Genomic DNA, 23,867 nt, shown 5'->3' on the forward strand with positions numbered 1-23,867 from the left:
TTAGTCTTCGAGATTAATCCATACACTTTTGACTTCTGTGTAGTTATCTAAGGCATAGGATCCCATTTCTCTTCCGAGTCCCGACTGTTTATAACCGCCGAACGGAGACGCCGCGTCAAACACATTATAGCAGTTCACCCAGATGGTTCCCGCTTGAAGACGGTCCGCGATATAGTGGGCCTGCTTGACGTTCTCTGTCCATAGTCCGGCCGCGAGTCCATATTCTGAATGATTTGCTCGTTCAATGACTTCATCGACAGTTTCGTACGGAATGGCAGTCAGCACCGGACCAAAAATTTCTTCTTTTGCGATGGTCATCTCGTCTTCAACATTCGCAAACACAGTCGGTGCGACAAAATACCCTTCTTCAAAAGGACAGCTTCCGCCAGTCACTGCTTTTGCTCCTTCATCTTTTCCTTTTTGAATATAGGAAAGAACGCGTTCGTGCTGTTCCTTGCTCACGAGAGGCCCGATTTGTGTATCTTTATGAAGGCCCGCTCCTTGGCGGAGTGATTCAGCATAGGACACCATCTCATTAACAACTTCATCGTATTGGTCTTTATGAATGAAAACGCGCGAGCCCGCACAGCAGACTTGGCCTTGGTTGAACATCACACCGTTTAAAGCGCCTGGGATCGCTTTTTTCAAATTCGCATCCGGCAGAAGAATATTAGGTGATTTTCCGCCCAGCTCCAATGTAACACGCTTAATGCTTTTCGCAGCGGTAGACATGATTTTCTTTCCGATTTCAGTGGAACCGGTAAAGGCAATTTTATCAACCGCTTCGTGGTTCGTCAGCGCTTCTCCCGCATCTTCACCGAATCCCGGAATGATATTGATTACACCGTCAGGGAAACCGGCTTGGTCAATTAATTCTGCTAAATAAAGAGCTGAAAGCGGCGTTTGTTCAGCCGGTTTGAGCACGATAGTACAGCCTGTTGCAAGAGCCGCACCCATTTTCCACATCGCCATCAGGAGCGGGAAATTCCATGGAATGATCTGGCCGACGACGCCGACAGGCTCATGGCGCGTATAATTAAAATAGGCGCCGGAAACCGGGATCGTCTGTCCTGTTATTTTTGTGCACCAGCCAGCGTAATAGCGCATATGCTCAATAGCCAGCGGAATATCTCCATTAGTCGTTTCATTTATCGGTTTTCCGTTATCGAGCGTTTCAAGCTGAGCAAGCTCAGTTTTATGCTCTTCCATTAAGTCTGCCAGTTTATACATCAGTCTGCTTCTCGAAGCTGGAGACATTGTTCTCCATTCGCCTTGGTCAAAGGCTTTCCGGGCAGCTTTAACCGCTTTGTCCACATCCGCAGCCTGGGCTTCATACAGCGTCATCAAGGTTTCGCCGGTTGCCGGGTTGGGAGTATCAAAGGTTGCCCCTGAGGCACTCGGAACAAACTTTCCATCAATATAAAGCTTCTTTGTTCCCTGTAAAAATGTCTCCAGCCTTTTCGTCACTTGCATCGTTAAAGAACTCATCCGTAACAAACCTCCAGTCAATTTTTATGGTCTGTTTTGAGATTCTTGGTGATAGCACATTAATTCCTTGATTGAATAGCAGAAATAAGCTGTGTTATTTGCAGTAAGAGTAAGCGTATACAAACATTCTATAATAGAAAACAAGGCAAAATCAATGAATAACCGATATTGCAATTTACAAAAGAAAAAAGCTACAATAAGCTTATAGATAAGTAAAGGAGATTTCATCATGATTCATAACAATTGGCTTGAAAAAGAAACAATCAAAAAGGTAAAATGTGTGCAGACAAACGCAAAAAAATATATCGTGAACCGCGTTTTAACTCCGGGAAAAGAATATGAAGTGAAAAATGAAACAGAGGAGTTTCTATTTGTGATCGACAATACGAATAAAGTCGGAGGCTATTATAAAGAATACTTCGAAGAGGTTTAATGCCTGAATAAAGCCGAGGATATAAAAAACCGCAGCTCAGCTGCGTTTTTTTATGGTTAAAACAGGAAAAATAAAACAAAATCAATGAAACTTTAAAACCTTTTTAAAAAAATATTGCTGAATATTGAAACTTTTTTCTCTATACGTGCGTATTACTTGATGACAACAGCTTAAAAGACGAAAAACAAATCAAAAATTTGAAAAATGTAATCTGTTCGTAATGGTTTAAATGTCTTCTATGTCGTATTCTTATATAGGGATAAAGGACTTATTTTTATGTAATGAATGATAAAACAAATAGATAAACGCAGAAAGAGGGGTTCTTCATTGGGTATTTTTTCTGTTAGCAGATCAACGGACGCAAAGAAGCTTGAAGCTTTGCTCGTTGAAGGGGAAAGAATAGAATCGATTTATAAGCTCCGGGTTGACCAAATTTGCTTTACAAATAAACGGATCATTTTCTTTGACAATAAAATGTTTTCTAAAAAGAAGGTTCGTGTATTTCTTCCATATAAAACAATTGAAAGCTTTGCGATCCAAGAAGCGGGCATGTTTGATCCAGACACTGGGCTTTTACTGATGACAAGAAGCAAAACTTTTGAATTAGAATTTGCAAAAGACACCGATTTAAGCGAAGTTCAAGCGGTGCTGACAAAGCATTTGTGCAGCTGAATATTTGACGAGCCAGCCGTTCAAAAAATGGTTAGGCTTTTTTTTATATACATACAGAGCAATGCGCACATGCTCGTTCTGTTAACACAACTAAGCAGGACAAAATGTGCCAAAGAAATCCCACACCATCATCGCCGGCGGTCACAATCCGTTCAAAAAGACAGTAGCTCAACTTTCCATCAAAGTTCCCATGTTTGACAGAGGGCGAAACGGGAAACAGGATAGAAAGGAGAGGATACACATGTCACTGACAAAAGAACAAACACAGCATCTCTACCATAAATTGCTCGATATGCAAAAAGAATTGTCTGGCGAGAAAAAGGAAACAGAATCAATGACGGAAGAAGTGGGGGAGCTTTCAAATGGGGTTGACAACCACATGGCAGATCACGGAACGCTCGTCACAGACCGGATGACAGACCAAACGGTGAGAGAAATAGACCGGGAGCTGTTAGAGGAGGTCAACCATGCATTACAAAAGATGAAAGACGGAACTTACGGAGTGTGTGAAAAAACCGGCCAAGACATTCCCTACGAAAGGCTCGAAGCTGTTCCTTATGCAAGAATGACAGTTGGAGCTCAAGCTGATATGGAGGATGAATTAGAGACAGATGCTCCGTCATTTGAAAGAGAGTTTCATGAACAGGTAAAGGATCTATCCAATAAAGAAACAGTTGACCAAAAAAGCTCACAGACGTATGAGATTTTGGATCGTGAACAAGATTCAAAGTAAAAATGATAAGCAAGTACACCGATATTAGGTGTACTTGCTTTTTTTTGAAAAAAAATCTCATATTCAAAATAAAGTGATTGACTTCGAGTAAAAAAGAAAGTAACATACTATTTGTAAGTAAATATAAAAAGTTTACCGGGAGGAATACAAATGTCTACAGTATTATTTGTAAAATCAAGCGACCGTACAGCTGAAGAAGGCGTTTCAACTAAACTTTACGAAGCTTTCTTAGCTGCTTATAAAGAAAACAACCCTAATGATGAAGTGGTTGAATTAGATCTTCATAAAGAAAACCTTCCTTACCTTGGAAGAGATATGATTAACGGAACATTTAAAGCTGGTCAAGGAATGGAAATGACAGAAGAAGAGAAAAAACAAGCTGCAATTGCTGACAAATATCTGAATCAGTTTGTAAAAGCTGACAAAGTTGTTTTCGCATTCCCGCTTTGGAACTTCACAGTGCCGGCAGTGCTTCATACTTATGTTGATTACCTGTCTCGCGCAGGCGTTACTTTCAAATACACACAAGAAGGTCCAGTTGGTTTAATGGGCGGCAAAAAAGTTGTGCTTCTTAACGCTCGCGGCGGCGTTTACTCTGAAGGACCAATGGCTGCACTTGAAATGTCATTAAACTTCATGAAAACTGTTATTGGTTTCTGGGGTGTTCAAGACTTGCAAACAGTTGTCATCGAAGGACATAATGCAGCGCCTGATCAAGCACAAGACATCATTGAAAAAGGTTTACAAGAAGCAAAAGATCTTGCTGCAAAATTCTAATCAAGTCAAAACTCCTATCCATGAGATAGGAGTTTTTTGTATACATATTATATAGAAGAAAGTGATCATTCCTTTTCGCTATGATGGCTGTTTTTCTATTTTGATATATTTTTTATTTGTCGAATTATCAGATATAATAGCGAAATAACAGTTTTAATGGCTGAAAAAAGTTTTTCTAAACAATTGTTCTGACCCCTTGATAAAAAACGACTGATGATGTACTATATAAAAGAAGCTACTTTGTGCGTATTGTTAATTAAGTTTTAACCTTTAAGCTGTAATAGGGAGTTTTATATCGAAGCCGGAATGTCATGCCTCCATTGCAGAGGACGACAGGAACGTTTCTGCAAACACCCACTTTGAGGAGTGGTGGTTTAAAACTTTCTTACTTGCATACGGCAAGACGTAGCGAAAGCCATTTCCTTTTTGGAAATGGCTTTTTATTTTATCTAAAAAAGGTAGGTATAGTGAAAATTCAATTTCTGTGTGAAAGAAATGAAGGCCGCTTTTTTATGATATGATGGGAGAAATTCAAGGAAAAGCGAGGTTTACACGTTATGTTACATAGAGCCCAATCCCTTCTGGCCCATTATTTCGGTTATGAAAAGCTCCGCATCGGCCAGGAGGAAGCGATCCGCTCGGTGACGGAAGAAAGGCAAAACACGGTCTGCATTATGCCGACGGGAGGAGGCAAATCGATTTGCTATCAAATCCCGGCACTGATGTTTGAAGGGACAACGATCGTCATTTCGCCTTTGATTTCCTTGATGAAGGATCAAGTAGATGCGTTAGAAGAAGCGGGGATTAACGCCGCCTACATTAACAGCACACAATCCAATCAGGAAATATATGAGAGGCTGAACGGGCTCAAAGAAGGGGCTTATAAGCTTTTTTACATTACACCGGAGCGATTAACGTCCATGGATTTTATTCGGATTTTGCAGGGCATTGATGTTCCTTTGGTCGCAATAGACGAGGCGCACTGTATTTCTCAATGGGGCCACGATTTTAGGCCCAGCTACAGAAATATTGAAATTTTGTTCCGAGAATTACATGACAAACCTGTCATGATGGCATTAACAGCAACAGCAACACCCGAGGTTCATGAGGATATTTGCAAACAGCTGCATATTCAAAAAGAAAACACGGTATATACCGGATTTTCCCGTGATAATTTAACCTTTAAAGTAGCAAAAGGAGAAAATAAGGATCGTTTTATTGATGAATATGTGCAAAAGAACAAACATGAAGCGGGCATTGTCTATACAGCGACCAGAAAAGAAGCTGATCGGATTTATGAGAGATTGAAACGAAATCAGATCAGTGCAGGCCGGTATCACGGAGGCTTGGCTGATGATGTCAGAAAAGAGCAGCAGGAAAGGTTTCTTAATGATGAGCTGCAAGTGATGGTGGCAACGTCTGCTTTTGGAATGGGCATTGATAAATCAAATATCAGATTTGTTCTGCATGCACAAATTCCGAAAGATATGGAAAGCTACTATCAAGAGGCTGGACGAGCTGGGCGGGACGGTCTTGACAGTGAATGTGTTCTCCTGTTTTCACCGCAGGATATTATGGTGCAGCGTTTTTTAATTGAACAATCAGAACATGAAGAAAAACAAAAGCAGGATTTAAAAAAGCTGAGACAAATGGTCGACTATTGTCACACGGAAGATTGTCTGCAGCGTTTTATCCTTATGTATTTCGGAGAAAAGGAGCCTGATGCGTGCGGACAGTGCGGAAACTGCACTGATACAAGGACGGCCCATGATGTGACACGGGAGGCGCAAATGGTCTTATCTTGTATCATTCGCATGAAAGAACGGTTTGGCAAGACGATGGTTGCCCAGGTGCTCGCCGGCTCTAAAAATAAAAAAGTTCTTGAAAACGGCTTTTCCGACCTCTCAACATACGGGATATTAAAACACCAATCAGTAGGGGAAATCAGTGATTTTATTGAATTTCTTATTTCTGACGATTTCATCAGGATGTCAGACGGAACATTTCCGACTCTTTTTGTCAGCAGTAAAGGAAGGAATGTGCTGAAAGGAGAATTATCAGTAACGAGAAAAGAAGCATTAAAAGCGGTTGCGATTACTGAAAATGACGAGCTGTTTGAACGATTGCGCATGGTTCGCAAAGAAATTGCGGCAGAGCAGGGGGTTCCGCCTTTTGTCGTATTTTCTGACCAAACGTTAAAAGAAATGTCAGGCAAACAGCCAGTAAATGACGAGGAACTTTTGTCTATAAAAGGCGTCGGAGAACAAAAAAGAGCAAAATACGGCCGGCTTTTTTTACAAGAAATACAAGCTTATGCAGGGATGACAGACTAAAAAAACAGAAAATCAACTTTTTTTTCTATAAAAAACACATTTTATTTTCTCTTTTTTGGTTCAAATCAAAAAGACTTGCGAAGCCTATTATATCAAGGGTTCAGCAAGTCTTTCCAACACAGAGAAATCCTTCATGTAAAGGAACTGTAATCTAAATCATATCTTTTTGTTATTGATTTGACATTTACGTGTGTTACGATATCACCTGTTAGCCGCCAATAAAAAGCTAACAAGGGAGGATTTACTTATGAAGAAGACGATTATGTCCTTTGTAGCAGTTGCTGCACTTTCAACAACTGCATTCGGAGCTCACGCTTCTGCAAAAGAAATCACGGTGCAAAAGGGTGATACGCTCTGGGGAATCTCTCAGAAAAACGGAGTGAACCTAAAGGACTTAAAAGAATGGAACAAGTTAACTTCTGATAAAATCTTTGCAGGAGAAAAACTGACCATTTCTTCAGAAGAAACAACCACTTCTGGGCAATATACAATTAAAGCGGGAGATACGCTTTCTAAGATTGCTCAAAAATTCGGTACGACAGTCAACAACCTGAAAGTTTGGAATAACCTAAGCTCTGATATGATCTATGCTGGATCTACACTTTCAGTAAAAGGTCAGGCAACAGCAGCAAACACAGTTACTGAGAATGCGCAAACAAGCGCACCTCAAACTGCACCAAAACAAGAGGCTGTGCAAAAAGAGCAACCAAAACAAGAAGCTGTACAACAGCAACCTAAACAAGAAACAAAGGCTGAGGCAGAAACTTCTGTTAACACAGAAGAGAAGGCTGTTCAATCAAATACAAATAATCAAGAAGCTTCAAAAGAACTAACAGTTACTGCTACTGCTTACACTGCTAACGACGGCGGCATTTCCGGCGTTACGGCAACAGGCATCGACTTAAATAAGAACCCGAACGCGAAAGTCATCGCGGTTGATCCTAATGTGATTCCACTAGGTTCTAAAGTCTATGTTGAAGGCTACGGTGAAGCAACAGCAGCAGACACTGGCGGCGCTATTAAAGGAAATAAAATCGACGTATTTGTACCAAATAAAAGTGATGCATCTAATTGGGGCGTCAAAACTGTAAATGTAAAAATCTTAAACTAATCATATAGATTGTGAGAAAAGACGCGAGCTTTTAGCTTGTGTCTTTTTTCGTTCTGTTTAGAGATGTTTATATCATATGCTGATAAAAGAAAAGTGGTCCCGATGTTTTCACGTGTGATAAATAGGTTTTATTGGAGGAAGGACTATATCGGAAGCTCGTCGCTTTGGGTGCGGAGTTGCTCAACGGACGGCTTTCCATACTGAAAAACTCAATTCAATTGATATCAGTAATTCGGAAGGTGTGCAGTGGCCGACGATTATAGGGCTATTAATCAATTTATAGGGCTGTTAACCAAGCGATCGTTCAGCAGGCATTAGGAGCGAAAAAATTTAGCTGAAGGACAAAAGGGCGCTCTTTTATAGGGTTTCTTTAAACTCCTCGGCGGTTTTAGTCGTCCTCGGAGTGCTTGCCTTTCAATTATATGGGGCGGAATTGAGAGCGCTTTCAGTGTATAGCCTCCGCCGATTGCCGATTTATTGCCATAATGTATTCACCGCGATATTAAGCTATTACCATTAGCATGTTTACTCTGGACACATACAACTCGGTATATGTAACATGCAGATGAACTTGTCTCATCAAAACAGGGCGGCTTTTCGTTGCAGTTCTTGGGATTGTATCGATGGTCACCGCACCATTTTTTTATACGCCAAAGGGGCTATACATCCTTTTAAAAGTGCCGATATTAGCAGCAGTCGTCATCGGTTTCTTACAAAAAAAGTGCGGCTTTAGCTGCAAACGATACCAGACCATATTGTTTTATACGGCTTATCAAAAATCTATTTAACACATTTATTTTCTGTACATCCTTGCCGTACTTTTTCCATTTTTAGTGGCTGTTAGCTTCTGACAGAATATAAACTCGATCACAATCCGCAAGAGAATCTAACACCTTGAAACACGTAAAGCTGGGGTTACAAAAAGGACCTTGGCATCGCCAAGATCCTTTTTATTTAAACCAGCCTTTTTCCTTTGACCGAGTAATGGCTTCAATTCGGTTTTTCACTTCAAGCTTTTCTAGAATTATTGAGATATAATTTCGCACCGTCCCGCTTTTGATGCTGAGTTCCTGAGCGATTTCTTTTGTGTTTTTACCGTCAGCCACAAGTTCAAGCACTTCTTTTTCCCTATCTGTAAGAGGGTTAGCTTCGCTGTACATGTCCTCCATCAGCTCAGGTGCATAGATGCGTTTTCCGTTCATGACGCTTCGAATGGCGCTTGCGAGCTCTTCGCTCGGACTGTCTTTTAACAAATAGCCTTTAACGCCTGCTTTAATGGCTCTCTGAAAGTAGCCAGGTCTGGCAAAGGTGGTTAAGATAATAATTTTGCAGCCTGTATCCTTTAACTCCTCAGCAGCTTCAAGCCCCGTTTTTCCAGGCATTTCAATGTCCATAATGCATACATCAGGCTGATGTTTTTTGACAAAATCAACAGCATCTTGACCGGTTGTACCTTTGCCTACGACTTCCATATCGTCTTCTAAGTTTAGAAGTGATCCTAAAGCGCCCAGCAGCATTTGCTGATCTTCCGCAATAAATATACTAATCATGTAAGCCATCCTTTTTGTTTATTTTGAGTTATTAGGAATTGCCATGGTAAGCTTGGTGCCGTTTTTGGTATCGATGTGAAGGCTCCCGTTTGCAAATTCAAGCCGTTCTCTCATACCGAGTAAGCCATGACCTTTTGAATAGAATTTTTCTTCTCCTTGGAATGTTCCATCGTCAGAAACTGTAATGACAACTTCCTTCCATAGCTGCTGAATGTCAACTCGGCAAGTTTTAGCCTGACTGTGTTTGACGACATTTGTGACAGCTTCCTTTAAGCACATGCTCAAAATGTTTTCATTAAGCAATGAGATATTTTCGGGCCATTTCTCTTCTTCATAGATAAACGTAATGTCAGCTGCTTCGAGAATTTGTTTGATGTTGATCAGTTCATCCTTGAGCCGGATGCCTTTCATAGAGGATACGATCTTTCTTACTTCATTTAAAGAAGTTCTCGCTGTTTGCTGTACACTTTTCAGTTCACGTGCTGCTTGTTCGGGATCTTTGTATATCAATTTTCTTGCCAAGTCGCTTTTTAAACCAATTAGAGAAAGCTTTTGCCCAAGTGTATCGTGGAGGTCGCGGGCAATTCGCTGCCGCTCTTCTAATTTCACCAACTCGGCAATCCGTTCATTTGCATCCTCGAGTTTTTCTTCCAGCCGTTCGCGCTCCTTGCGGATTCTTATACTAAAGGGCAATAAAATCGCGCTGATGAGAGTAATAACGACGAAAGGAATTTGAGTCAGAAAGAATTCCTTTTTTAATACGAGGCTGAAATTAGCTGCGACGGCTGCGCTTATTAAATGGACGTAATATAAAATATGAAAGGGAACGCGGTCCTTTATGTTTCCAATAAAATACGCGATAAAAAAAGCAAAATAAATATAACTGAACAGCGTAATAGAGGCAGTTGAAATGCCAATTAACAAAAACGCCCACAAATAAATGGCCCAGCCTTTAGAGACAAAAGCAAATCGATATACCAAAAAAAATAAAAGCGTCAAAATGATGCCGACAATAATAACAAATGTAGATGATGATTTCCATATAAAGTAGAAGGGGAGGATGAAAAATATCGTCCATATATAGGGCGTAATCCCGCTTAGTTTTTGAAATGTAAAATGCTTTTTAATCATAATATTACCTCATTTTCAACTTTTCATCTTACATGTAACTTTATCATTGCGAAAGCCAGAATGCACCCTCGAACAATAAAAAGGAAGCCTTCTTGTGTATAAGAGAAGACCTCCTTCATTGTCAGGCGTTCTTCCGCAGTTTCTGTTTTTCTGTTGAATCAGGCGGAAGGCTGAAAGGTATATGTTTGATATCCCGAAATGACACAAATTGTTTTTTATCTTCATCCCAAAGGCGGAATGCAAGTGATTGCAGGCTTGTTTTTAAGGTAATTGTCGGTACATTTTTTAATGGTTCGTGATGTTCATGAGCAACTTCAAGCTTATAATTAGGCACTTTTGGACTTAAATGATGAACGTGGTGGTAACCGATATTGCCTGTCAGCCATTGAAGCAGTTTCGGGAGTTTATAAAACGAACTGCCTTCCACAGCAGCCTGAACGTAACTCCAGTTTTCATCTGCTTCAAAATAAGAATCTTCAAATGTATGCTGAACATAAAACAGCCACACACCGATTGAACCTGAGATCAGAAAAATTGGGCCTTGCACCAGCAAAAACGATTGCCAGCCAAAGATCAGACAGCAAGCAGCAGCCAACGCCGCAATGGCCAGATTCGTAAGGTATGTGTTTACACGCTCCTTACGTCTTGCGCCTTTTTTGTTAAAACGGTTGGTGATTAGAAAAACATAAATCGGTCCGAGAATAAACATGATAAACGGATTTCTATAAAGTCTGTATGCAAGCTTTGTTCGTCTGGATGCAGCTTTATATTCGTTTACTGTTAACATCCAGATGTCACCCGTTCCGCGTTTATCCAGGTTGCTGCTTGTCGCGTGATGAATCGAATGGCTGTGCTGCCATTGAAGATAGGGGAATAAAGTCAGAACACCTGTCAGAAAACCGAGAATATGGTTATAGCGCTTTTGTTTGAAAAATGATTGATGGCAGCAGTCATGGAAGATGATAAAAATTCTTGTCAAAAATCCTGCGGCAATTACTGTTAATGCTAACGTAAGGAGATAGGAGACGTTGAGGCTGAAATAAGCCAGAAACCACAATCCGAAGAAAGGAATAAACGTGTTCAAAAGCTGAATCAGGCTGTTTTTTGTTTCGGGCTTAGCAAAAGCGGCGACTTGCTTTGTAAGCTGTTTTTGTTTATGTGCAATGGTTTGTTCAGTCATAGTAAGTATCCTCTCATTGTGTGTCTCAGTTCAGTATACGCGAATGAGAGAAGTCCTTTGTAGTAGCACACATCATGCATCATATATGACATTTGTCATGTCCTCGTGCGTCTGCATAAATGTTTACGCTGAAAAAGCTTGTAAAAAAGAAATTTACAAGCTGATTAATGTTTATCGATCCATATTCGTGATGTACCAGAAACAGCTTCAATCCTGCATGTTCCTCCTATAGGAAACGTGGCAATTGGTGAGGTGTGTCCGGCATTTATATTTGCGATGATTGGGAGGCCGGATAATTCTTTTTTTGTTCCAATCATGGCTTTCACAAGATCTATTGATACGTTTGATGCTTTTTGAAATCTGCCGATCATAATTGCCTTAACATTTGAGAAGGAGGGAAGATGGATGAGTGATTGCAGATCGCGGTCAAACATGTGGATGTCTGACATATAATCATCTTCAATCAATAAAATGGTATGTTCTGTTTCGGGAAAATACTCCGTACCCTGCAGCAAATTAAGTGTGCAAAGGTTTCCGCCTATCAAAGTGCCTTCTGCATAACCCTCTTGGATTACAATAGGGCCGTTATTAGGATAAAATCGCCTGTTTTCTTGATCCGAAAACCAGCGGTCATCGCTCCACTCGCTTGAAGGGTGAATCTCAAACGGATCGTCCGAAGCGCAGCAAGAAAGAAAATACTCTTTTGTATAATCGAGCCCTTTTTTCATTGCAAATGTTGAAAAGTGGGGACCTGAATAAGTAACAAGACCCGTTTTTTGATAAATGGCGTTGCAAAGAGCCGTTATATCGGAATAGCCGCACAGAATTTTTGGATGCTTTTTGATTTTCTCGTAATCAAGATAGCGAAGCAGCTGATTTGAATTGAAGCCGCCGAGTGTCGTTAAAATCGCTTTAACATCTGGGTCGAAAAAGGCTTCATGCAGATCATGAACTCTTGATTCGATAGAAGAGGAATCAAATTCGTTACATTCATTTGCATGTTCGGCGATAGTCACCCGATAACCTAAGCGTTCTAACGCCGTTTTTGCTTGAATTTTTGCTTCATTTGATAATATAGACATGCTGGTCGCGGGAGACACGATCCGGATTTCGTCTCCCTTTTTCAGTTTTGAGGCGTACATAGAATCCTCCATCAATGGTTTTACACCATTACAGCACAACTTGACTCATTCTTCCAGACTTTTTTTACAAATCAACCCACTTAATGCTGCCTGATTGTGTATCATGATCAACGCATACTTTGAATTGATGTTTTTCATAAAAATGAATCAGCCGGTCTACATGATTCCAGTCCCGCTTGGCAATGTCGCCGGTGACTTTCGGAATATTGTGGTCTCTGGCGATATCTTTTAAATATTTCATGCAAATGGAACCAAACCCGTGATTCGGAGGGCCTTTTATGTCGCCGATATGAATGACATCGTCCTTGTAAGACGCTACAAGTGAAAAACAGCCTTTTCCTCTATAAGCCGTTTTACAATCGGTAAGCATAATTTTGCATGTTTGGCCATCATCAATCGAGGAAACGATCATCCACTCATCATGTTTCGATTGATCAATACCAAGCACTTTGGCATCTTTAGATAGATCCTTCATATTCTCCTGCATGCGGTAAATTTGAAATTCTAAATCATTTAGTTCTTCTTCAAGTTCTTGACGATTTTTTTCTTCAGCAGTAAACAAGATCAAACTCCTTTCAAAATCAGCTTAGAAACACAGTTATCAATTGTATTAGATGAGAAGGGCATTGTAAACAACAAATCCATTATTACTAGAATTTAGCGCAAAGTAAGGTTTGATCGTTTTTAAGAGAGGAAAAAGAAAACTAACCTGTGAAAAAGGAGGAATCGGAATGGCGATTGATTCATTGATTAAGAAATTACAGTATGTCCGATTGGAACCGCCGGATAAAATTCTCTCCCTATATCTCAATACAGACATGAGGGATCCAGATCAGCAGGGGGGAGAATGGAAAATTGCCTTAAAGTCGGGATTCGGCAGATTGAAAGAGTATTTGGCAGCAAGTGATCCAGAGGAAGAGAAGTGTCTGGATGGAATCAGAACGAAAATTGACCAATACCTCAATGAAATGGGAAAAGACATGCCCCGCAGTCTCGTATTTTTTGTTTCTGACAGCGGCATATGGGAACCAATTAAACTTCAAATCCCTGTAGAAACAAGATTTTACTGGGAAGAAACAGCTGTTCTGGATCAGCTGAAGGATTTGCGCCAAACGTACCCAAGTACGGCGTTTATTTTAACTCAGCAGCATGAAGTGAAAATTATTGAAACCATTTTAGGTAAAATTGAGGCGGTGGAGCATTATGAGTATGATATCATCAATGAGTCTTGGGAGAATTGCCATTCCTCTGTAAACAAAGCGGCACCATTTGAAGAGAACCAAATGAGGGAACATGTAACGGAGAATCAAACGAGACTGTATAAGCGGCTGGCTGCCAACCTTGATCAAAAAGCTGCCGCAAAAAGGTGGGAACGAATGGTCATCGCCGGCGATAAAGAAACGGCCGATATCTTGGATCAGCATATGAATAAACCGATTCATTCAAAAATCCAAAAGAACCTGCTGAATGAAAATGAACATAAGGTCGTTGAGCATTTGATCAAAGAGGCATAAATCTAACAGGGCCGGGGCTAAAAGCCGCCGGCCTTTGAAGTGTGTCTAATTTCTGACGAAGCAATCGAAAACGTTGACATCTTCTTTGAATTTGCATACGATTTGGATAGCCAGTACAAATTAGGAGAGGTCATCAAATGAATCAAACAGAAAATAAACCGAAAAATTATACGGGGATTGTCCTTACGCTGACAGTTCTGATTAACGGTTTAATCGCAGTGCTGTTTTTTATGCCTAAATTAGATCAGTTCAGCCATGCGAATATTCACATTTTGCCAATGCTGAATGCGATATTCAACAGCTTTACATTTATCTTCTTATTGGCCGCGCTGATTATGATTAAACAGAAAAATATCAAAGCTCATAAACGCTTTATTTTAGCCGCTTTCACAACAACATTACTATTTTTGATTTGCTATGTTACTTACCATTCGATTGCGGAGAATACGCTTTATGGCGGAGAAGGTATTATGCGCCCGATTTACTTCTTTATTTTAATTACGCATATCTGCCTTTCTGCAATCATTGTGCCGCTTGCGCTGTTTACGCTGATCAGAGGCTTCAGCATGCAGGTGAAGCGCCATAAAAAAATTGCCAGATGGACAATGCCTCTATGGCTGTATGTAAGTCTTACAGGCGTTATTGTATATCTGATGATATCACCGTATTATTAAAAGCCATACTGAGTATGGCTTTTTTTTGAGCTTGTAAACATGACAAAAGCCCAAATCAGTTTTTGGGCTTCTGTCAGTAAATTGATAGACTCCTATTCATGAGCCTTTGATTCCATGGTTTCAAGTGTTGCAACCTGCAAAGATTCTTCAACAGTTTTTGTTTTTTCTTTTACTTTTTCTGCATACGTGTAATCACCGTAGCAATACGGATAGCGGAAATTATTTGCATTTCCCCCGCAAGTATACAGCTCGGGATTTTTTTTGACTTGCTGCTCGGAGTATTGTTTTGCCAATTCCTCAGTATGCGTTCCTCCATGTTCAGCTACAAAATCAATATAACCTGCCCCCATGTTGTAGCTTTGAATGATTGTATCCAAATCTACACCTTTTTCCTTACCGGTCTTGTACATGAGGGTAAATTGCTTGATGCCTTGTTTAACACTGAGTTGAGGGTCTGTTATCTCATTGCGTTTTAACCCCAGAGATTCAGAGGACTGCATGGGATCATTGCCTTTTCCTTTTGACTCCTGATACATCATGCCAAGTATGAGTGATGTATAATTAGAGAGTCCTTTGTTTTCAAGCTCGTCTTCCACCAACGGTTTATAATCGGTTAAACGTTCCAAAACAATCGTTTTTGTATCGATCGGAAGTTTTTTGATTAAATCCCGGTTGAAAAAAAGCAAGACCAATAAAAAAGAGGCGATGACAAAGACAAAAATCATCATAAAACCCGCAGCAGCGAAACAGCCTTTTCTCTTTTTCTTCACTGTGTTTCACCCTCAATGTTTGGAGCAGTATGACCTTTTTATTATGACACAGAACGGTATATCAGACCAAGTAAAAACCTGATTTGAAACATAAATTTAAACTATGAGATTGAATTGGAACACGAGCAAGCTGGTTTGCACTCAAGCACATTTGTTATAAGATAAAACTATGAATAAAGAAAGGTGATACTTATGACTGAATTTAGAGAAACGGAACGGACGGCTGCTGATCTGGACGAGGAGACGCTGTTTCTCGTCGCGCAAACATTCAAAGCGCTTTCTGATCCTACCAGAATCAGAATTCTCCATTTATTATCCCAGGGTGAACATGCTGTAAACGGAATTGCAGAAAAGCTGAATTTACTGCAATCCACAGTTTCCCACCAGCTTAGATTCTTAAAAAATCTCCGGCTTGTAAAATCGCGCAGAGAAGGAACATCTATTTATTACTCTCCGGAGGATGAACACGTTTTAGATGTTCTTCAGCAAATGATCCATCATACACAACACGATTAAAAAAGACATCCTTGCTTAATCGCTGCTAGCGGGCAAGGATGTCTTTTTCTTTATCGTGTCCGTTCTGATCGAGTTCGTTTCTGCTGAATTTGATGACAAAAGAAGAAAACCCGATATAATAAACGGCTATCAGAAAAAAGACGCCAATTGTCAGAGGATCAGTTCCGATTGACTGACTGTAAGATACAAGGCTGTTAAGATTAGGCGAGGTAAGATAAAGCTCTGTCACTCGATACAGAAATCTTGATAGAAATAAAGTTAAGAGAATCATTTCTACCCAAATATGAGTCCGAAAATAGATTTTTCCTCTGCGTTTTTCAAAGGAGATGTTTTTCTTAGCGAAAAAGACAAGGAGCCATCCGCCAAGAATGCCCAAAATGAGAGATCCATATAAAAAAGGGTGAGTGATACTGAAGACCGAAAGACCAAAAGCAAACAGCGAGAAAAGAATCATACGGGTGAACAGCCAGTGAGGCTTCAGCGGCTGATATCCGATGGACCTTTTAATTTTTTTATACAGAAAAAAGATAATAATCATGGCAGGATAAACGCTCTGAAGTGTAAAATGCATGATGTGAAATCCCCTCCGTTGAGAAGTGTATGCTTATCCGGTTCGAAATAGTAGTTGAAATCAAATACTGAACATAAAAAAGAAGGGGAAACCCCTGTTTTCATAACATATGCGAAGTGTCTTTGGGCCGCATAATAGATATGCCCAAGCTTTATAAAAATGTTATGATTGAATTTGTTGGAAATGAAAAGAAGAAAAGGTGCACAGAATGAAACTGGAACGTTTGTTAGCGATTGTTGTGTTATTAATCAGCAAAAAACAAGTGCAGGCTGCTGAACTTGCTGAGCTGTTTGAAGTATCCGTCAGAACAATTTACCGTGATATTGATACGATTAATAGAGCTGGTATTCCGATTGTGACTTCACAGGGCTCCGGGGGCGGAATTGGTATTATGGAAACGTATCGGCTTGAGAGAGAGTGGCTGAAAGAGGAGGAGCTGTTTGCGATTGCGTCCGCTTTGCAGAGTGTCTCTTCCATGTGTGAACCTGCTTCTCACAGCACAGCTTATCAAAAAATTAAGCACCTCGTACCGGAGCAATCTGCTGAAGCATTTAAGCATCAAACAGAAAAATGGTTTATCGACATGACGGCTTGGGGCCATACTGAGGATCAAAAGGCACTTCGTGAGAAAATCAGTGCCGCCATCGACCGATTGTCAACGATATCATTTACATATACGAACGCAAGCGGGGAAACACTTCTTCGTGAAACAGAACCCTACACATTGGTTTGCAAGGCGGGGCACTGGTATTTATACGCCTATTGTCTGGTTAGAAACGATTTTCGCTTTTTTAAACTTAACCGGATGAAAGATATGGCCATTTTACAAAATTCCTTTATCAGAAAAGACATTCAGCTGGATATCTTGCCGTGGGATAGGAATTGGTACGAAAAGGACCGTTTAACTGAACTGGTTATTCTTGTTCAGCAGCCAGCACGTCAGCGCATATGTGAATGGTTCGGATCTGAAGTTCTTCATTGTGATGAACATGAAAACTGCCGGGCAGTGATTTCTCTTCCTGAAGATCAATGGCTGATCGGTTTTTTGCTGCAGTTCGGGAAGGATATTGAGGTTTTAGAACCCCTTCATATACGGGATAAAGTAAAAGATACCATTCATCAAATGCAAAAAGTATATGAAACCTGACACACTGCTGTCAGGTTTCTTTTTTTATAATCTAGGTAAAAAGGAGGGAACATATGAGTTTTTCACATAAAACACACTTAAAACAGAAACGGTTTGCCGGACTATCACAGCGGACAAGCAACGCATTGGAAATGACAGAAAAAAGGCGGATCCCGGCCCTATGGGACCAATTCTGGCAGCAGGATATGAGCGTTCTTTTCTCACAGGCTGAAAAAGATCAAAGCATTATCGCCTTATATTCCAATTACGAACAGGAGACGAATGGGTTTTACACATTTTCAGTCGGAGCGTTTCAGGAGGACAGCGGGACTCTTCCGGAACCGTATGAAAACATTGATTTGCCGGCTTCCGCTTATGCCGTTTTCACTTCCAGAATCGGCCCTATTGAAGAGATTGTGCTTGAAACATGGAAGGAAATTTGGACTTGGGATAAGCGTCATCTGCGTACATATACAGGTGACTTTGAGATGTATGACCAAAGTGCAGCAGTACCTCAACGGGCGAAAGTTAATATTTATGTCGCCATAAAAAATTAATAAACTCTTGAAAAACTAATGGTGTTAGTTATAATGAAACTAATGCCATTAGTTTTTTGTTAGGGGGAATAAAAAGATGAGAGTTACCCAGAATCAAACGGTTTGGCAGCTGACTTTTTTTCCAGTTTTGTTTCCGGTCAATTGCTATTTAGTAGAGGAAGAAAACGAAGTCACCCTTGTTGATGCTGCAATTCCAAGCAGCTATAAAGGAATTATTCAAGCTGTAAATCAGCTGGGAAAACCGCTTCAGCATATTTTATTGACCCATGCACATGGGGATCATGTCGGATCACTGGATACATTGACACAAGCGTTTCCTCATGCAAAGGTGATGATCTCAGAACGGGATTCTTTTCTGCTGCAAGGTGATACATCCTTGCGTCATGATGAGCCGCAGACACCTATAAAAGGGGGTATTCCGAAACACGTGCAAACAAAGCCTCACCAGCTGCTGACGGGCGGTGAAACAATTGGTTCTCTGCTTGCAATTCCAACACCGGGCCATACACCGGGCAGCATGTCATTTCTTGATACAAGAAACGGCATTATAATAGCAGGAGATGCATTTCAATTACGCGGAGGAATTGCTGTATCAGGCCAGGTAAAATGGACGTTTCCTTTTCCTGCCTTCGCCACATGGAATAAGGAGGAGGCCATCAAAAGCGCACAATTGCTCGCCGACAAGGCGCCTTCCTGTCTCGCTGTCGGACATGGGAATTTTCTGAGATTACCCTCAGAGCGGATGCGAAAGGCGATACAAAAAGCAAAGAAAGGATGATAGCATGTCACCCAGAATAGGATTGAACCAAAAAATGATTGTAGACGCGGCAGCGGAGATTGCCGATCAGGAAGGCTTGAATAGTGTCACGCTTGCCGCACTGTCTAAAAAAATGAATGTTCGCCCTCCATCGCTGTATAATCATGTCAACGGGCTGCAAGCAATCAGAACAGAGCTTGCTGTCAACGGGCTGACAAAGCTTTTTGATCAAATGGCAGCCTCTGTAACCGAACAAAAGGGAGATGCCGCTCTGCTTTATTTAGCTCATGCATATGTTGATTTTGCAGTTGGAAATCCCGGATATTATGAGGCGGCTTTGCTTAAGGTTCAGGACAAAAGGGCGGAAATCGTGTCAGACCAAATTGTCCAGCTTGTGACGAATCTGCTCATTGAAAATAGATATGCATGCGAAAAGACTGCCATTCACGCGACAAGGGGGCTCAGAAGTTTGCTTCATGGCTTTACTGCTTTAATCGCAAAAGAAGCATTTGAACGTGAAGAGGATATTTCAGAAAGTCTGTCATTTTCAATTCGGATGTTTTTGTCAGGATTATCTATTAACAATAAAAATATTATGTAAACTAATAAATAGATGTCTTATATTTCTGAATATTGTATAATGTCATGGTAGTATACATAGGGGAGAGACATTATGCTATGGATGATATTCATAAAATTGAGCAGTTAGCGGCAGCTTCATGGCCGTCTTATATTCAGAAAAGCATGGGACAGTGGCTTCTCAGAGCCAACTTTGGCGTAACCAAAAGGGCGAACAGCGTATGGACTTCTGCGGATATGCCTGAAGGAGAATTCCAGCAAGAGGCCGAGCATTTTTATAAAAGCTTAGGCTTGCCTGTTTGTTTTCATATCAGTAATGCATCTCCGAAAGGGCTTGATGACGTATTGGCAGACAGGGGCTATGAAAAGGCAGACGAGTGTTTTCAAATGACTGCATTGTGCCGGGACATTATGAACCGTACAGAAGACAATCGCCGATTTACATACAAGTGGGAACAGGTACCGTCTTCTGTTTGGATTGATAATTTTATTCAATTGGAAGAATTTTCACCTGAGCGGCATCGAGGTTATGCATACATTTTCGAACGAATGCCGCCGTGTAAAACCTTTTTCACGATGTATGACCAAGGGAGCCTGACAGCGGTTGGAACGGCTTCTGTCATTGGTGGCTATGGCGGACTCAGTAACATCGTTGTAGCCAAGGAGCATAGAGGAAAAGGGGCGGGAACTCAAGTAATCAGGGTGTTGACTGAATGGGCAATCAGCAACGGGGCAAAGCACATGTATCTGCAAGTGCTGAAAGAAAACCTTGCGGCAGTTTCTTTATATGAAAAAATCGGATTTTCGCCTATATCGGAACACCATTACCGGATCAAAAAATGACCAAAGGAAGGAGCTTGCTGATGGACTCGCTTCAAGAGATTATTTGCGAAAAACGGACATATACACGCCTTTATCATTCACATAAGCACGCGTACAGCCAATTTCTTTTTCCGCTTGAAGGGAGTATTGATCTTGAGACGGAGGGGCGCGAGGTGACATTAAAGCCGGATCGGATTTTATATATTCCGCCTGAGTGCGAGCATCGTTTCCGTTCAATCGGCAGAAATGAATGTCTTGTACTGGATGTTCCGCTTTATGCGATGAAAATTGATGAGTATCATGCAGGATCGGGAATTGAAGCTGTACTTGATCCTTTCTGGTCATCAATCAGGTATTTGCTGACGGAGGAAGCAAAGGCCGGCACAGCAAACTCGCTGCATATGCTTGTTCAATACATAAAAGAAAAGCTGCAATCCCATACCTGCGCCTCAATTGCCTATATTCACAGCCATTTATCTGAGCGGCTGACGATTAAAAAGCTGGCTGAAATCGAGCATTACCATCCAGCTTACTATTCAAGCTGGTTCAAGAAGCAGACCGGGAAGTCTCCGCAGAGCTATATTGCCAATCTTCGTCTCGAGGAAGCGAAACGAATGCTGATAGAGAAAAAGGAACCCCTTACTAACGTGAGCGAGGCGCTGGGCTTTCAAAATCTTTCTTCATTTACAAGATGGTTTACGAAAAGTACAGGCATGCCGCCCCGGCTATATCGAAATACCTTATATTCGGATAAAAAATGATGGTCCTTCTGTTAAACAAACCTCATACACCTCTTTTATAATAGGAGAAAAAGGAGTTATTGATATGGCAGTCATTGAAGACTTTGAGAAATTGGATATCAGGACAGGCACTATTGTAAAAGCGGAGGAATTTCCTGAAGCAAGAGTCCCGGCCATTAAGCTTTTGATTGACTTTGGAGCAGAAATCGGCATGAAACAATCGAGCGCGCAAATCACGAAACGTTATCAGCCGGAAGATCTCATCAACAAGCAAATCATAGCAGTCGTCAACTTTCCGCCGCGTCGGATCGCGGGATTTAAATCGGAAGTTTTGGTCCTCGGGGGCATTCCCGGCCAGGGCGATGTCGTCCTGCTGCAGCCGGGACAATCCGTCCCAAACGGTACAAAAATCGGATAACATAAAAAAGACGTTTGCCTTAGGCAAACGTCTTTGCGTATTGAGGCGATGCACCACACGCCACATTCGTGTGTGCCGCAAAGGGCATGTACATCGGCTTACACAATTCAGCTCATCGCTATATGAATATAGCATGGCGGCTGAAGGAATGCAAGGGTAACTTTTTAATTGTGAGTGAAATAGTTATAAAAACTATATTACCAAATCAAGAGCAAATAAAACGCATGAATGATATTAACGACCTGATAAAGCTTATCGGAAGCATTGATAGACGTATTTTCTTTTGTAAGTCAAAGGATCGTGTAGCTTATTTCAGATTTAAAACAAAGCTGTTCTTCGTTGATAATTACACAGGGGAAGGCGTTTAGCCATACCAATTAGGCTATAGAGCAAATGGGTTTTCACATGGCGGTAATATGCGGGAGCTAATCAATAGCTTTAGACATACATTTCAAAAACCGGTGAATTAAGAGTTTATAAAGAAATTTGGGCTTACAGCTATGAGGGATGTATGAAAACCCGTCAGAAGGCAAAAGAAATAGGTTTATAAAGACTGTCGATTATCCCTATAGCTTCGATGAATGGATGAAAACTAATTGATCCATGTACTAGATTTTCATACAACTTTAAAGGGTTTTGCACTAAAGAGTTATGTAACGGAGAGATTATACTCTTCAGGCTTCGAAGGAAGGGATGCGGAGTTTACCGCGCTTGGTCTTAAATCTGTGCTTAACCTTACATAAGATAGGTTCAATAAATACATATTCGTCAGATTCAGACTTTACTTGTTTCATAGAATAAAACTTGCCTCGTTCTGCTTGTGGCATAAATTCCATAAACCCAGCTGCAGTTCCATCAGGATAAGACAGATTATCCTTTTTGGTATAGTCGGTTATGAGAACTTCAGTGTAATCATAATTGATCACTTTCAGCCAATTATTTGAACGTTTATTAGTTTCAAAAGAGGAGTCAGGTTTCTTGAGTACGATTCCCTCTAAGTTCATTTCTTTGACCAGATTGAAGTAAGCGAGTCCGTTACCTTGTATTCCTTCGATAACACAAACATTTGGATGATTCAGTTCAAGTGAGTTCAGAACAGTCTTACGCACAGTGAGCGGCTTAGAAGCAATTGACTGACCGTCTTTGTAGATAACATCGAAGACACAGTAAACAATCTTATGAGCTGATTTTTTGGACATGAAACGTTTCAAAGTCAGTAGCAAAACCTGAAGCAGCTACAATGACTTCACAATCTCTAATGGATATCTCCTTTATACGAAATGGTTCGAATGCGGATTAATTACAGATATTACGCCATCAGATTTAGAAACAAGAATTGTGATTCTATGAAAAAAAGGATAAGGCTATGGTGGAACAAGACCATTTATAATGAAATTTTTAGGTATTTGTAATTAAATTACAAATATTATTAATATTCACTTATGAATTCGTGGTATTATTTTGAAGGGGACGATCAAAAGCTTTGGCGTTAGTAATTAAGAATGTTTTAAATATATACGAGTGCTACCTCATGTCAAAGTCAGAAAAAATATTATGGGAGGTAACATATGTTTAACTTTAAAAAGAAATTCTTAGTTGGATTAACGGCAGCTTTATTGAGTATTAGCTTGTTTTCGTCAACCGCCTCTGCAGCTAGCACAGACTACTGGCAAAATTGGACTGATGGGGGCGGAATAGTAAACGCTGTCAATGGGTCTGGCGGGAATTACAGTGTTAATTGGTCTAATACCGGAAATTTCGTTGTTGGTAAAGGTTGGACTACAGGTTCGCCATTTAGGACAATAAACTATAATGCCGGAGTTTGGGCGCCGAATGGCAATGGATATTTGACTTTATATGGTTGGACGAGATCTCCTCTCATAGAATATTACGTAGTGGATTCATGGGGTACTTATAGACCTACTGGAACGTATAAAGGTACTGTAAACAGTGATGGGGGTACATATGACATATATACAACTACACGTTATAACGCACCTTCCATTGATGGCCCAAGCACTACTTTTACGCAGTACTGGAGTGTTCGCCAGTCAAAGAGACCAACTGGAAGCAACGCTACAATCACTTTCAGCAATCATGTTAACGCATGGAAGAGTCATGGAATGAATCTAGGTAGTAATTGGTCTTACCAAGTCTTAGCGACAGAGGGATATCAAAGTAGTGGAAGTTCTAACGTAACAGTGTGGTAACAGCTCATCTATAATCAGGAGAATAGCTAACGGGCTGCTGATCGTTCCTTGAGAAATTTTATA

General features: G+C 40.7%; 25 protein-coding genes, 1 other RNA gene and 2 pseudogenes. 19 read left to right on the forward strand and 9 right to left on the reverse strand.

The genetic code is table 11. The annotated features are described in order from the left end of the window. A complete protein-coding gene (dhaS, locus tag CVV77_RS02420) occupies positions 1-1,488 on the reverse strand; it encodes an aldehyde dehydrogenase DhaS (RefSeq protein ID WP_003241654.1) in 1,488 nt (495 codons plus the stop codon). 229 nt (positions 1,489-1,717) lie between these two features. On the opposite strand from dhaS, the gene CVV77_RS02425 reads away from it, so the two are divergent. The 7 genes from CVV77_RS02425 (at position 1,718) to CVV77_RS02455 (ending at position 7,547) form a co-directional block, all read left to right on the forward strand. Next, positions 1,718-1,921: a DUF6501 family protein gene (locus CVV77_RS02425; protein WP_003241656.1), complete on the forward strand. Its 204-nt coding sequence runs from the start codon at positions 1,718-1,720 to the stop codon at positions 1,919-1,921. A gap of 327 nt (positions 1,922-2,248) precedes the next feature. Further along, positions 2,249-2,593 (forward strand): PH domain-containing protein, encoded by a 345-nt coding sequence (locus CVV77_RS02430; RefSeq protein WP_003220141.1) that lies wholly within the window; start codon positions 2,249-2,251, stop codon positions 2,591-2,593. 241 nt (positions 2,594-2,834) lie between these two features. After that, a complete protein-coding gene (locus CVV77_RS02435; RefSeq protein WP_100274548.1) occupies positions 2,835-3,326 on the forward strand; it encodes a TraR/DksA family transcriptional regulator in 492 nt (163 codons plus the stop codon). A gap of 150 nt (positions 3,327-3,476) precedes the next feature. Beyond that, positions 3,477-4,103, forward strand: coding sequence for an FMN-dependent NADH-azoreductase AzoJ (gene azoJ, locus CVV77_RS02440; RefSeq protein ID WP_100274549.1), 627 nt, complete (start codon positions 3,477-3,479; stop codon positions 4,101-4,103). Between the two features lie 229 nt (positions 4,104-4,332). Continuing rightward, positions 4,333-4,519, forward strand: a non-coding RNA gene (gene ssrS / locus CVV77_RS02445) — 6S RNA. Positions 4,520-4,660: 141 nt separating this feature from the next. Further along, positions 4,661-6,436 carry a DNA helicase RecQ gene (gene recQ / locus CVV77_RS02450; RefSeq protein WP_100274550.1) on the forward strand — a complete coding sequence of 592 codons (1,776 nt, stop codon included), beginning with the start codon at positions 4,661-4,663 and terminating at the stop codon, positions 6,434-6,436. Between the two features lie 247 nt (positions 6,437-6,683). Next, entirely contained in the window at positions 6,684-7,547 is an 864-nt protein-coding gene (locus CVV77_RS02455; protein WP_003241667.1) for a LysM peptidoglycan-binding and 3D domain-containing protein, read from the forward strand. 950 nt (positions 7,548-8,497) lie between these two features. On the opposite strand, the gene desR is transcribed toward CVV77_RS02455, so the two are convergent. From desR to CVV77_RS02480, 5 genes are all read right to left on the reverse strand, one after another. Then, positions 8,498-9,097, reverse strand: coding sequence for a two-component system response regulator DesR (desR, locus tag CVV77_RS02460; RefSeq protein WP_019258645.1), 600 nt, complete (start codon positions 9,095-9,097; stop codon positions 8,498-8,500). An 18-nt stretch (positions 9,098-9,115) separates the two neighbouring features. After that, positions 9,116-10,228, reverse strand: a complete 1,113-nt coding sequence (gene desK, locus CVV77_RS02465) for a two-component sensor histidine kinase DesK (RefSeq protein ID WP_100274551.1) — start codon at positions 10,226-10,228, stop codon at positions 9,116-9,118. A gap of 121 nt (positions 10,229-10,349) precedes the next feature. Further along, positions 10,350-11,408, reverse strand: coding sequence for a Delta(5) desaturase DesA (gene desA / locus CVV77_RS02470; RefSeq protein WP_003241672.1), 1,059 nt, complete (start codon positions 11,406-11,408; stop codon positions 10,350-10,352). Positions 11,409-11,572: 164 nt separating this feature from the next. After that, positions 11,573-12,550, reverse strand: a complete 978-nt coding sequence (locus tag CVV77_RS02475) for a S66 family peptidase (RefSeq protein ID WP_100274552.1) — start codon at positions 12,548-12,550, stop codon at positions 11,573-11,575. A 64-nt stretch (positions 12,551-12,614) separates the two neighbouring features. Continuing rightward, the gene (locus tag CVV77_RS02480; protein WP_003241676.1) at positions 12,615-13,112 is read right to left on the reverse strand and encodes an N-acetyltransferase; all 498 of its coding nucleotides are present in this window, start codon (positions 13,110-13,112) and stop codon (positions 12,615-12,617) included. Between the two features lie 169 nt (positions 13,113-13,281). On the opposite strand from CVV77_RS02480, the gene CVV77_RS02485 reads away from it, so the two are divergent. Together CVV77_RS02485 and CVV77_RS02490 are read left to right on the forward strand one after the other, a co-directional pair. Beyond that, the gene (locus CVV77_RS02485) at positions 13,282-14,064 is read left to right on the forward strand and encodes a VLRF1 family aeRF1-type release factor (RefSeq protein WP_088110767.1); all 783 of its coding nucleotides are present in this window, start codon (positions 13,282-13,284) and stop codon (positions 14,062-14,064) included. Positions 14,065-14,201: 137 nt separating this feature from the next. Continuing rightward, positions 14,202-14,738 carry a DUF420 domain-containing protein gene (locus tag CVV77_RS02490; RefSeq protein ID WP_100274553.1) on the forward strand — a complete coding sequence of 179 codons (537 nt, stop codon included), beginning with the start codon at positions 14,202-14,204 and terminating at the stop codon, positions 14,736-14,738. A gap of 92 nt (positions 14,739-14,830) precedes the next feature. Here CVV77_RS02490 and CVV77_RS02495 read toward each other — a convergent pair whose 3' ends face one another. Beyond that, on the reverse strand, positions 14,831-15,508 hold the full coding sequence (locus CVV77_RS02495; RefSeq protein WP_019258639.1) for a lysozyme family protein: 678 nt from the start codon (positions 15,506-15,508) through the stop codon (positions 14,831-14,833). Positions 15,509-15,700: 192 nt separating this feature from the next. Between CVV77_RS02495 and czrA the strand changes: the two genes are divergently transcribed. Continuing rightward, complete coding sequence (czrA, locus tag CVV77_RS02500) at positions 15,701-16,024, forward strand: Zn(II)-responsive metalloregulatory transcriptional repressor CzrA (RefSeq protein WP_019258638.1); 324 nt, start codon at positions 15,701-15,703, stop codon at positions 16,022-16,024. A 25-nt stretch (positions 16,025-16,049) separates the two neighbouring features. On the opposite strand, the gene csk22 is transcribed toward czrA, so the two are convergent. After that, a complete protein-coding gene (gene csk22, locus CVV77_RS02505) occupies positions 16,050-16,595 on the reverse strand; it encodes a mother cell-specific sporulation protein Csk22 (protein ID WP_100274554.1) in 546 nt (181 codons plus the stop codon). A 208-nt stretch (positions 16,596-16,803) separates the two neighbouring features. Between csk22 and CVV77_RS02510 the strand changes: the two genes are divergently transcribed. The 8 genes and pseudogenes from CVV77_RS02510 (at position 16,804) to CVV77_RS02545 (ending at position 22,194) form a co-directional block, all read left to right on the forward strand. Then, positions 16,804-17,742, forward strand: coding sequence for a helix-turn-helix transcriptional regulator (locus CVV77_RS02510; protein ID WP_100274555.1), 939 nt, complete (start codon positions 16,804-16,806; stop codon positions 17,740-17,742). Between the two features lie 53 nt (positions 17,743-17,795). Further along, the gene (locus tag CVV77_RS02515) at positions 17,796-18,278 is read left to right on the forward strand and encodes a GyrI-like domain-containing protein (protein WP_100274556.1); all 483 of its coding nucleotides are present in this window, start codon (positions 17,796-17,798) and stop codon (positions 18,276-18,278) included. Positions 18,279-18,354: 76 nt separating this feature from the next. Continuing rightward, positions 18,355-19,056, forward strand: coding sequence for an MBL fold metallo-hydrolase (locus CVV77_RS02520; RefSeq protein WP_100274557.1), 702 nt, complete (start codon positions 18,355-18,357; stop codon positions 19,054-19,056). 4 nt (positions 19,057-19,060) lie between these two features. Beyond that, positions 19,061-19,636: a TetR/AcrR family transcriptional regulator gene (locus CVV77_RS02525; RefSeq protein WP_100274558.1), complete on the forward strand. Its 576-nt coding sequence runs from the start codon at positions 19,061-19,063 to the stop codon at positions 19,634-19,636. Between the two features lie 77 nt (positions 19,637-19,713). Then, positions 19,714-20,457 (forward strand): GNAT family N-acetyltransferase, encoded by a 744-nt coding sequence (locus CVV77_RS02530; RefSeq protein ID WP_100274559.1) that lies wholly within the window; start codon positions 19,714-19,716, stop codon positions 20,455-20,457. A gap of 14 nt (positions 20,458-20,471) precedes the next feature. After that, positions 20,472-21,197, forward strand: a complete 726-nt coding sequence (locus CVV77_RS02535; RefSeq protein WP_100274560.1) for an AraC family transcriptional regulator — start codon at positions 20,472-20,474, stop codon at positions 21,195-21,197. A gap of 64 nt (positions 21,198-21,261) precedes the next feature. After that, entirely contained in the window at positions 21,262-21,594 is a 333-nt protein-coding gene (csaA, locus tag CVV77_RS02540; RefSeq protein WP_100274561.1) for a chaperone CsaA, read from the forward strand. Positions 21,595-21,818: 224 nt separating this feature from the next. After that, a pseudogene (locus CVV77_RS02545) lies at positions 21,819-22,194 on the forward strand (hypothetical protein). Positions 22,195-22,268: 74 nt separating this feature from the next. Here the strand turns inward: CVV77_RS02545 and CVV77_RS02550 are convergent. Then, a pseudogene (locus CVV77_RS02550) lies at positions 22,269-22,848 on the reverse strand (ATP-dependent DNA ligase); the annotation flags it as partial. A gap of 314 nt (positions 22,849-23,162) precedes the next feature. Between CVV77_RS02550 and xynA the strand changes: the two are divergent. Continuing rightward, on the forward strand, positions 23,163-23,804 hold the full coding sequence (gene xynA, locus CVV77_RS02555; RefSeq protein ID WP_100274562.1) for an endo-1,4-beta-xylanase XynA: 642 nt from the start codon (positions 23,163-23,165) through the stop codon (positions 23,802-23,804). The last annotated feature ends 63 nt before the right edge of the window (positions 23,805-23,867 follow it).

The sequence above is a fragment of the Bacillus sp. SN1 genome (genome assembly GCF_002796895.1).
In the GTDB taxonomy this organism is placed as follows: domain Bacteria; phylum Bacillota; class Bacilli; order Bacillales; family Bacillaceae; genus Bacillus; species Bacillus inaquosorum.

What these genes read in the sequence shown, in the direction of transcription:
- csk22 (WP_100274554.1), bottom strand. Translation starts at nt 16,595, where the DNA reads ATGCATTTTACACTTCAGAGCGTTTATCCTGCCATGATTATTATCTTT.
- CVV77_RS02425 (WP_003241656.1), top strand. Translation starts at nt 1,718, where the DNA reads ATGATTCATAACAATTGGCTTGAAAAAGAAACAATCAAAAAGGTAAAA.
- azoJ (WP_100274549.1), top strand. Translation starts at nt 3,477, where the DNA reads ATGTCTACAGTATTATTTGTAAAATCAAGCGACCGTACAGCTGAAGAA.
- czrA (WP_019258638.1), top strand. Translation starts at nt 15,701, where the DNA reads ATGACTGAATTTAGAGAAACGGAACGGACGGCTGCTGATCTGGACGAG.
- CVV77_RS02530 (WP_100274559.1), top strand. Translation starts at nt 19,714, where the DNA reads ATGGATGATATTCATAAAATTGAGCAGTTAGCGGCAGCTTCATGGCCG.
- desR (WP_019258645.1), bottom strand. Translation starts at nt 9,097, where the DNA reads ATGATTAGTATATTTATTGCGGAAGATCAGCAAATGCTGCTGGGCGCT.
- dhaS (WP_003241654.1), bottom strand. Translation starts at nt 1,488, where the DNA reads ATGAGTTCTTTAACGATGCAAGTGACGAAAAGGCTGGAGACATTTTTA.
- desA (WP_003241672.1), bottom strand. Translation starts at nt 11,408, where the DNA reads ATGACTGAACAAACCATTGCACATAAACAAAAACAGCTTACAAAGCAA.
- xynA (WP_100274562.1), top strand. Translation starts at nt 23,163, where the DNA reads ATGTTTAACTTTAAAAAGAAATTCTTAGTTGGATTAACGGCAGCTTTA.
- CVV77_RS02485 (WP_088110767.1), top strand. Translation starts at nt 13,282, where the DNA reads ATGGCGATTGATTCATTGATTAAGAAATTACAGTATGTCCGATTGGAA.
- CVV77_RS02455 (WP_003241667.1), top strand. Translation starts at nt 6,684, where the DNA reads ATGAAGAAGACGATTATGTCCTTTGTAGCAGTTGCTGCACTTTCAACA.
- CVV77_RS02435 (WP_100274548.1), top strand. Translation starts at nt 2,835, where the DNA reads ATGTCACTGACAAAAGAACAAACACAGCATCTCTACCATAAATTGCTC.
- csaA (WP_100274561.1), top strand. Translation starts at nt 21,262, where the DNA reads ATGGCAGTCATTGAAGACTTTGAGAAATTGGATATCAGGACAGGCACT.
- recQ (WP_100274550.1), top strand. Translation starts at nt 4,661, where the DNA reads ATGTTACATAGAGCCCAATCCCTTCTGGCCCATTATTTCGGTTATGAA.
- CVV77_RS02520 (WP_100274557.1), top strand. Translation starts at nt 18,355, where the DNA reads ATGAGAGTTACCCAGAATCAAACGGTTTGGCAGCTGACTTTTTTTCCA.
- CVV77_RS02490 (WP_100274553.1), top strand. Translation starts at nt 14,202, where the DNA reads ATGAATCAAACAGAAAATAAACCGAAAAATTATACGGGGATTGTCCTT.
- CVV77_RS02515 (WP_100274556.1), top strand. Translation starts at nt 17,796, where the DNA reads ATGAGTTTTTCACATAAAACACACTTAAAACAGAAACGGTTTGCCGGA.
- CVV77_RS02510 (WP_100274555.1), top strand. Translation starts at nt 16,804, where the DNA reads ATGAAACTGGAACGTTTGTTAGCGATTGTTGTGTTATTAATCAGCAAA.
- desK (WP_100274551.1), bottom strand. Translation starts at nt 10,228, where the DNA reads ATGATTAAAAAGCATTTTACATTTCAAAAACTAAGCGGGATTACGCCC.
- CVV77_RS02525 (WP_100274558.1), top strand. Translation starts at nt 19,061, where the DNA reads ATGTCACCCAGAATAGGATTGAACCAAAAAATGATTGTAGACGCGGCA.
- CVV77_RS02475 (WP_100274552.1), bottom strand. Translation starts at nt 12,550, where the DNA reads ATGTACGCCTCAAAACTGAAAAAGGGAGACGAAATCCGGATCGTGTCT.